This window comes from Pseudomonas sp. PS02290, assembly GCF_029960075.1.
Lineage (GTDB): Bacteria > Pseudomonadota > Gammaproteobacteria > Pseudomonadales > Pseudomonadaceae > Aquipseudomonas.
This window is the reverse complement of sequence record NZ_JASCOY010000151.1, coordinates 1-8,362: the sequence shown is the minus strand read 5'-3', so window position 1 is coordinate 8,362 and position 8,362 is coordinate 1. Positions and strand designations below refer to the sequence as shown.

Genomic DNA, 8,362 nt, shown 5'->3' with positions numbered 1-8,362 from the left:
GCCCCTTCCCGGCTGAAGCCGGTCCCACTAAATACCGCGTGCCGTCAATGGGACCGGCTGAAACTCGGACTGTGGGACCGGCTTTAGCCGGGAAGACGTCAGGCGTCACACCGCAAAACTCAAGCCGAAACTCGCCACCCATAAACCCCCTGCTAAATGAAGATTCACCCCATGCGGCATTCCGTCCCTAGAGGAGTCTCGCCTATCGCTGTATAGTTTTTTACATACCGAAACAATGAGTAACAGATGTCTCCTGCCAAGCTGTATTCCCCTCTGTTTCTCAGCCTGTTGGCGTTGATCGTGACAGCCGCCTGCGCGCTGTTGCTGGGTCGCTACCAAATCTCCGTACACGAACTTGGCACATTCATCGCAACGATAATGGGCCTCAGCGACATGCCCACTCAGCGCTACGACCTGCTCCACACCTTGATCATCGAGGCGCGCCTGCCCCGGGTGATCGCGGCGATACTGGTGGGCGCCGGGCTATCGGTCTCAGGCGCGGCGTATCAGGGCGTGTTCCGCAATCCGCTGGTGTCGCCGGGCTTGCTGGGGGTGCTGAGCGGTTGTGCGTTCGGCGCTGCGCTGGGAATCATCTGGCACCTGCCGCCTCTGGCCATTGCGCTGGTGGCGTGCGTGACCGGGCTCATCGCCGTAGCGATCGGTCTGGGCATCGCGCACATGTTTCAGACCCCCTCGATCCTGCTGTTGGTGCTCGGCGGCATTGTTGCGAACGCCCTCTTCACCTCCTTGCTGTCCATCGCTCAATACATGGCCGATCCGTTGGATCAGTTGCCGAGCATCGTCTATTGGCTGCTCGGCAGCCTCAGTGCCGTGGACGTGCAGGCGCTGTGGATCATCGGCCCGATTCTGGCCGTGGCCATCGTGCTGCTGTGCCTGACCGGCCGCGCCATCGACGCGCTGTCACTGAGTGATGACGAAGCCCTGAGCCTTGGCGTGCCGGTCGGACAGATTCGGGGCGGCCTGATTGTCCTCACCACGCTGATCTGCGCGCTCACTGTGAGTCTGGCCGGGATGGTCGGCTGGATCGGCCTGTTAATTCCGCACCTGGCGCGGCTGCTGGTCGGCCCCGGCAATACGCGTCTGCTGCCCCTCAGCGCCTGCCTGGGCGGGATCTTCTTGCTGGCGGCCGACGGCGTCGCTCGCAGCGTGTCGGCGGGAGAAATCCCCCTCGGCATCATTACCGAGTTGTTCGGCGCGATCGCCTTTGTGCTGGTGCTGCATCGCGTGCGCAAGGGTTGGCTATGAAGCGCTTGCAGGCCCGCGGACTGACCTATCGGATCGGCGAGCGCTTGATCCTCGATAACGTCTGCCTGGACATAAAAGCCGGCGACAACATCGCCCTGCTGGGGGCCAACGGCGCCGGAAAAAGCACGTTGATGAGGCTGCTGCTGGGGTTGCTGACGCCGCACTCCGGCGAGGTGCTGATCGACGGCCAACCGATGCGCTTGATGAAACGTCGCGCCGTCGCCCGGCAGATTGCCTACGTGCCGCAGAGCCACGTCCCGAGCTTTCCGTTCAGCGTTGCCCACATCGTCGGGCAGGGGCGATTGCCCACTGTGGGTCTGGGCCATGCGCCGAGCCGCGACGACAAGGCCTCTGTGCAGCAGGCCCTGACCGACCTGGGCATTCATCACTTGAGTGAACGGCCGTACACCGAACTGTCCGGTGGCGAGCGCCAGTTGGTGCTGATCGCCCGGGCCATGGTCCAGCGCGCCAATATCATCATTCTCGACGAGCCGGTCACCGGTCTCGATTACGGCCATCAATTGCGCCTGCTGGCCTTGCTCAAGCGCCTCGCCGCCCAGGGCATCAGCATTCTGTCCAGCACCCATCGCCCTGAACATGCCCTTGCCTCAGCCAATCGCGTGCTGGTGCTGCACGACGGCCAACTCATCGCCGACGGCGCGCCCCACGACGTCATCGACAGCGCCCTCATGGCGCGTCTTTACCAGATCGCCGTGGAGCAGATCGACACCAACGGCCACCGCTTTTTTATTGCTTCCTGAGTGTTTACATGACCCGATCCTTCTCATCGCGCCTGGCGTTCGCGCCGCTTTTGTTTGGCGGCTTCGCCCAGGTCAGCCTGGCGCAGGAAATGACCCTGGCACCGCTGGACATCAGCGCCGAACAGTCGATTGCCGATCAGGCGCGGGAGAAGTCGGCGACCCTCGGCCCGATGGGTGAGCGCAGGCTGCTGGACACGCCCTACTCCATCAGCGTGCTGTCCTCCGACCTGATCGACAGCCAACAGCTCAAGAGCTTCAAAGACATCATTCGCTACATGCCCTCCGTACAGGCCGACGGCGCCCGGCCGCAAACCCGGGGCCTGCAGGGCAGCGTGGTGCAGAACAGCCGGCTGGACGGCCTCAACGTGGTCTCGACCACCGATTACCCGGCCGAGCAACTGGGCGGCGTCGAAGTGCTGAGCGGCCTGTCGGGTTCGCTGTATGGCCCGGCGAATCCGGCCGGCACCTTCAACCTGCTGTCGAAACGCCCGACGGATTTCACCCGTAATCGGGTGACGGTCGGCGTGGGCACCGGTCTGACCTGGCTCAAGGCCGCCGACCTGAGCGGCCCGTTCGACCCGGACGGCAAGATCAAATACCGCCTGAACGTCGCCGACGAGCAAGGCCACAGTTATGCCCCCGGCAGCACCTTGCGCCGGCAGCTGGTGAGCCTCGCCACGGATGTCCAGATCAGTGACGACAGCGTCATCGAGACCAACTTCAGCCACTACAGCTATCTATCCAAGGGCCTGCCCGGCAAGTTCGCCGTCGCCTCGGGCGTGACATTGCCCCACGCGTCGGGCCCGACCCGCAGCAACCTCGGGCAGAATTATGCCGGCGACAACAACACCACGGACACCGCCAGCGCCCACTTCAAGCACGACTTCGACGGCAACTGGAAACTCGACATTGGCGCACTGCGGCAGATCGCCGACCGCGAATCCACCGCGGTCACCAACACACTGATCAACAATGCCGGGACGTATCGCAGCTCGGTGGCCAGCGCCACTGCCAGCCGCTTCACCATCAACAGCTATCTGGCCAACCTCAATGGCAGCGTCTACACCGGCGGCATTCGCCACGACCTGACCGTCGGCGTCACCGGTTTTGACTGGGACAACTACAACCCCGTGGCCGGCGGCACGAAAACCGTGGGCAGCGCGTCATTGAGCCACCCGGTCGCCTTCGACGAGCCGGACTTCCCCGACTTCACCGACCGATACCACTCGGCCAACGCCCGCCAACGCTCGTTCGTGCTGGGCGACACCCTGACGTTCACACCGAAATGGAGCCTGATGCTCAGCGGTAGCCAGAGCCGCCTGACCGCCGACAATTATTCTCAAGCGGGCGTCCACACGTCATCCCGGGACTCGGGCATCAGCACGGCAAGCAGCGTCATGTACAAGCCGGTGGACGACCTGACGCTGTACCTGACCTACGCCGACAGCCTGCAACAGGGCGACAGCGCCGCGGCCGGCAGCAGCAACGCCGGGGCGATCCTGTCGCCGTATCGCAGCCGGATGTGGGAGCTGGGCGGCAAATGGGTCGCGCGCGGGGTCAACCTGTCGCTGGCGGCGTTTCAGATCAAGCGGCCCTTCGCCTACACCCAGCCGGACAACGTCTACGCCGTGGCGGGTGATCAGCGCAATCGCGGGGTGGAATTCCTCGCCGACGGCGACCTGACTCAAAATCTCAAGATGTTCGGCGGCATCACTTGGCTGGACCCGAAGCTGCTGTCCACCGGCAACGACAGCACGGAAGACACGCGCATCGTCGGGCTATCACGGATGACCGCCAGTCTTCTGACCGAATACCGCATCGACCAGGTGCCAGGCCTCGCCGTCAACCTCAACGCCCGTTACGCCAGCGCTCGCCCCACCGACGACAGCAACGATCACTGGGTGGGCAGCTACACAACCTTCGACGCCGGTACCAGCTACAGCACCCGGTTGATGAAACGCGACACGGTCTACCGCCTCGAAGTCACCAACCTGACCAACGAACGCTACTGGACCAACATCGTCCCCGGCGGGCTGAACGGCTACACCGGCGCCGGGCAAGCCAGCGCCACACCGGCCGCGCCGCGCATGGTGCAGGCGTCGATTCAGGTGGACCTGTGAGCAAGGGGCGGGTCGGCATGCGCGGTTTGTTGAGCGTCGTGATGCTCGTCAGTCTGAGTGTAAGCGCCTTCGCTGCCCCGAACGATGCCGGCCAGAACAGTCAGGCCAGCCCGCTGAAACCCGGACAGGTGCAGGACGATGGCGGCCAATCAGTCAGCATTCCCACCGAACCCGCGCGCATCGCTGACGCCTGGTACGCCCATCAGGTGCTGCTGATGACGCTGGGCGCCGGCTCGCGCATTGTCGCGACGGTCAACCATCCCGCAAGCCAGCCGTGGATGTTCAAGGTCCTTCCGTCGCTCAACCAGGCCACGGCCATCCAGGGCACGGCGTTCAATGCCGAGACCTTGCTGGCCGGGCACGTCGATCTGGTGTTCACCGCCCTCGGCGATCGGCAGGCCATCGCCTATCGACAGCTCGGCCTGTCGGTCATGCAGATGGGCTACACCGACCTGGCCGGGCTTAAACGCTCGATGCTCAACACCGCCAAGGCCCTCGGCGGTGCGGAACCCACTGCCCGCGTCCTCGCCTACAACGGGTTTCTGGATCAGCAGCTGGCAGCGGTCAATCACGTAGTCGCCGGTATCCCGACTGAGCAGCGGCCAAAAGTGCTGCACATCGCGTCGGTCAATCCGTTGAAGGTGGACGGCGCCGATACGCTGATCGACGACTGGATCGAGATCGCCGGAGGCCGCAATGCCGCGACAGGGCTCAAAGGCAATATGCAGATTGTCTCGGCTGAGCAGTTGCTGGCGTGGCAGCCGGATGTGCTGATCCTCGCGGCGGCCGCGGGTGATTTGAATCAGGCAGCGCAACCGCAGTTGCTGAACCAGCTTGATGCCGTGCGCAACGGGCGCGTCCTGCGTAACCCGGCCGGGGTTTTCCCGTGGGACCGTTACGGCACCGAGGTGGCGCTTCAGGTGGCCTGGGCGTCGCAGCAGTTGCACCCGGCGTTGTTTCCGGACGTCGACATGGCGGCACAGACGATGGACTTCTACCGGCGCTTTTTCGATTACTCGCTGACGCCGGAGGATGCCCAACGAATTTTGCACGGCGAGCCGCCAGCGACTGCCCCCTAGGACTCGCCCTTGGGGAAGACTACAATCGCCGTCCTCGCGCACTGACTGATCCACGCCTCGCATGCCAACTTGCTCCGTACACCCGCTGCCCTATCACGCCGACCCCAGGGGCTACTTCGCCCGCGTGCGCCTTGCCCCGGGTGCCGTGCTGCTGGACAGCGGTCGCCCGACGGCGGACCGTGGACGCTTCGATCTGCTCAGCGCCTGGCCGCTGGAAACCCTGCAGCCGGTGGCGGACGAATCCGGCGCGGCCTTTCTTCATCGCCTGCGTGAATCACTGGCCCGCCTCGGCGAAGCCGACCTGCCCGAGCACTGCGGGCTGCCGTTCGCCAGTGGATTGATCGGCTATCTGGCGTATGACTTCGGCCGCCTGTTCGAACCGCTGCCCGATCAGGCCATTGACGACTTGCACCTGCCCTCCGCGCGGTTGGGGCTCTACCCTTGGGCGCTGATAAGCGATCACCACGCGCGCACCAGCCAGTTGGTGTTTCATCCTGCCCTTGATCAAGTCGAACGCCTGCGCCTGATCGCGCTGTTCGAGCAACCGGCGGCGAAACGGGATGCATCATTTGAACTGACCGCGCCCTTCGCGCCGGACATCGATGTCGAGCAGTACCGGCAAGCCATCGAGCGGATTCACGCCTACATCCAGGCCGGTGACTGCTATCAGGTCAACTTCGCCCAACGTTTTCGCGCGCAGTACCTCGGTGATCCATGGGCGGCGTATCAGGCGCTGCGGTTGGCCTGCCCCACGCCGTTCGCCGGGTATCTGGCCCTGCCGGAGGGCGATGCGGTGTTGAGCCTGTCGCCAGAGCGGTTCGTCAAAGTCAGTCAGCGTCAGGTCGAGACCCGGCCGATCAAAGGCACGCGGCCGCGCGGGCGGGATGCCGATGAGGACGTGGCGTTTGCTCAAGAGCTGCTAACGAGTGCGAAAGACCGCGCCGAGAACCTGATGATCGTCGACTTGCTGCGCAACGATCTGGGCCGGACCTGCCGGATCGGTTCGGTAAAAGTGCCGGAGCTGTTCAGCCTGGAGAGCTATCCCAACGTGCATCATCTGGTCAGCGCCGTCACCGGCGAACTCGCCGACGGCAAGGACGCGCTGGACCTGATTGGCGGCAGCTTTCCCGGCGGCTCGATCACGGGCGCGCCGAAGATCCGCTCCATGCAGATCATTGACGAACTGGAGCCGACTCGACGGGCGCTGTATTGCGGCTCGTTGCTGTACCTGGACGTGCGTGGCGAGATGGACAGCTCCATCGCGATCCGCAGTTTGCTGGCAAAAGACGGCCAGATGGCGTGCTGGGGCGGCGGCGGGATCGTCGCTGATTCGCAGTGGGAGGCGGAATATCAGGAGACCTTCACCAAAGTGCGGGTGTTGATGGAGACGCTTGAGGGGTTGTGATTGGAGTGGCAGGTGCGATGACCCGAGGTGATGGTACGACTCCCGGTCGAGCAGACACTGCGGTGCTGGCTGGCAAACACCGTCCATGTGGGAGTGAGCTTGCTCACGAAGACGCCAACACAGCCAGCCACTTTCTCCGGGAAATGACAGTAAGCATTCGCGAGCAAGCTCGCTCCCACAGGATCGCGGGCCGCCTCAGGATTTCGGCCCGTTCGTGGGGCTTGTGGGAGTGGCCTTGCTCACGAAGACGCCAGGACAGCCAGCCACTTTCTCTGGGGAATGACAGTAAGCCTTCGCGAGCAAGCTCGCTCCCACAGGATCGTGGGTCGCCTCAGGATTCCGGCCCGTTCGTGGGACTTCTGGGAGTGGCCTTGCTCACGAAGACGCCAGGACAGCCAGCCACTTTCTCTGGGGAATGACAGTAAGCCTTCGCGAGCAAGCTCGCTCCCACAGGATCGTGGGTCGCCTCAGGATTTCGGCCCGTTCGTGGGACTTGTGGGAGTGAGCTTGCTCACGAAGACGCCAGCACAGCCAGCCACTTTCTCCTGGAAATGACAGTAAGCCTTCGCGAGCAAGCTCGCTCCCACAGGATCGTGGGTCGCCTCAGGATTCCGGCCCGTTCGTGGGACTTGCGGGAGTGAGCTTGCTCACGAAGACGCCAACACAGTCAGCCACTTTCTCCGGGAAATGACAATAAGCATTCGCGAGCAAGCTCGCTCCCACAGAATCGTGGGTCGCCTCGGGATTTGGCCGGCTCTTTGGACCTGCGGGGGTGACCGGGGTGGCGCTCCCAGAGGTTTGCCGCCCGCAAAAGCATCCGTGTTCTCCCGCTTTCAGCCAAAAGGCGCGATTTTTTTTGTTACCATCTGCGCCATTACGAGCGCCTAAGCGCCAGCCCTGATCAGGAAGCCGCCCAGATGAATCACCCTTTCGACGTTGACGACATCGCCACCACCTTCGCCAACAAATCCCCGTCCGACATCCTCAAATTTGCTTTCCAGCACTTCGGCGACGACCTGTGGATTTCCTTCAGTGGCGCGGAGGACGTGGTGCTGGTGGACATGGCCTGGAAAATCAACAAGAACGTCAAGGTGTTCAGCCTGGACACTGGCCGGCTGCACCCGGAGACCTATCGCTTCATCGATCAGGTTCGCGAGCAGTACAAAATCGACATCGACATCGTCAGCCCGGACCGCGAAAAGCTCGAGCCGATGGTCAAGGAAAAGGGCTTGTTCAGCTTCTACCGCGACGGTCATGGCGAGTGCTGCGGGATCCGCAAGATCGAGCCGTTGCGCCGCAAGCTGTCCGGCGTCACCTCCTGGGCCACCGGCCAGCGTCGGGATCAGAGCCCGAGCACGCGCAACAACGTGGCGGTGGTGGAAATCGACAGCGCGTTCTCGACCTCGGAGCGCACGCTGTACAAGTTCAACCCGCTGGCCCAGATGAGCAGCGCCGACGTGTGGAATTACATCCGCATGCTCGAACTGCCCTTCAACACCCTGCACGAGCGCGGCTTCATCAGCATCGGCTGCGAACCCTGCACGCGCCCTGTCCTGCCGAATCAGCACGAACGCGAAGGCCGCTGGTGGTGGGAAGAAGCGACGCAGAAGGAATGCGGGCTGCATGCCGGGAATATGATCGCGAAGTCCTGAGAGCAGATCGCAACGTTGTAGGAGTGAGCTTGCTCGCGATGACGGTCTGGCAGACGCCGTTCAGCGCCTGAATTGACGC

Annotated in this window: 6 protein-coding genes; all 6 read left to right on the top strand. The window is 63.4% G+C overall.

From position 1 onward, the window contains the following. Positions 1-246: 246 nt before the first annotated feature. The 6 genes from QMX88_RS27955 (at position 247) to QMX88_RS27930 (ending at position 8,283) form a co-directional block, all read left to right on the top strand. The gene (locus tag QMX88_RS27955) at positions 247-1,266 is read left to right on the top strand and encodes a FecCD family ABC transporter permease (protein ID WP_282373488.1); all 1,020 of its coding nucleotides are present in this window, start codon (positions 247-249) and stop codon (positions 1,264-1,266) included. Beyond that, positions 1,263-2,027 (top strand): ABC transporter ATP-binding protein, encoded by a 765-nt coding sequence (locus QMX88_RS27950; RefSeq protein WP_282373486.1) that lies wholly within the window; start codon positions 1,263-1,265, stop codon positions 2,025-2,027. The genes QMX88_RS27955 and QMX88_RS27950 overlap by 4 nt, the downstream gene beginning before the upstream one ends. Before the next feature lie 8 nt (positions 2,028-2,035). Then, on the top strand, positions 2,036-4,147 hold the full coding sequence (locus QMX88_RS27945; RefSeq protein WP_282373485.1) for a TonB-dependent receptor: 2,112 nt from the start codon (positions 2,036-2,038) through the stop codon (positions 4,145-4,147). A 17-nt stretch (positions 4,148-4,164) separates the two neighbouring features. Further along, complete coding sequence (locus QMX88_RS27940; protein ID WP_282373484.1) at positions 4,165-5,226, top strand: ABC transporter substrate-binding protein; 1,062 nt, start codon at positions 4,165-4,167, stop codon at positions 5,224-5,226. 61 nt (positions 5,227-5,287) lie between these two features. Then, entirely contained in the window at positions 5,288-6,631 is a 1,344-nt protein-coding gene (gene pabB / locus QMX88_RS27935) for an aminodeoxychorismate synthase component I (RefSeq protein WP_282373483.1), read from the top strand. A 917-nt stretch (positions 6,632-7,548) separates the two neighbouring features. Further along, a complete protein-coding gene (locus QMX88_RS27930) occupies positions 7,549-8,283 on the top strand; it encodes a phosphoadenylyl-sulfate reductase (protein ID WP_192172429.1) in 735 nt (244 codons plus the stop codon). The last annotated feature ends 79 nt before the right edge of the window (positions 8,284-8,362 follow it).

Excerpts from the sequence above, each read along its gene's own strand:
- QMX88_RS27945 (WP_282373485.1), top strand. The coding sequence starts at position 2,036 with ATGACCCGATCCTTCTCATCGCGCCTGGCGTTCGCGCCGCTTTTGTTT.
- pabB (WP_282373483.1), top strand. The coding sequence starts at position 5,288 with ATGCCAACTTGCTCCGTACACCCGCTGCCCTATCACGCCGACCCCAGG.
- QMX88_RS27940 (WP_282373484.1), top strand. The coding sequence starts at position 4,165 with ATGCGCGGTTTGTTGAGCGTCGTGATGCTCGTCAGTCTGAGTGTAAGC.
- QMX88_RS27930 (WP_192172429.1), top strand. The coding sequence starts at position 7,549 with ATGAATCACCCTTTCGACGTTGACGACATCGCCACCACCTTCGCCAAC.
- QMX88_RS27950 (WP_282373486.1), top strand. The coding sequence starts at position 1,263 with ATGAAGCGCTTGCAGGCCCGCGGACTGACCTATCGGATCGGCGAGCGC.
- QMX88_RS27955 (WP_282373488.1), top strand. The coding sequence starts at position 247 with ATGTCTCCTGCCAAGCTGTATTCCCCTCTGTTTCTCAGCCTGTTGGCG.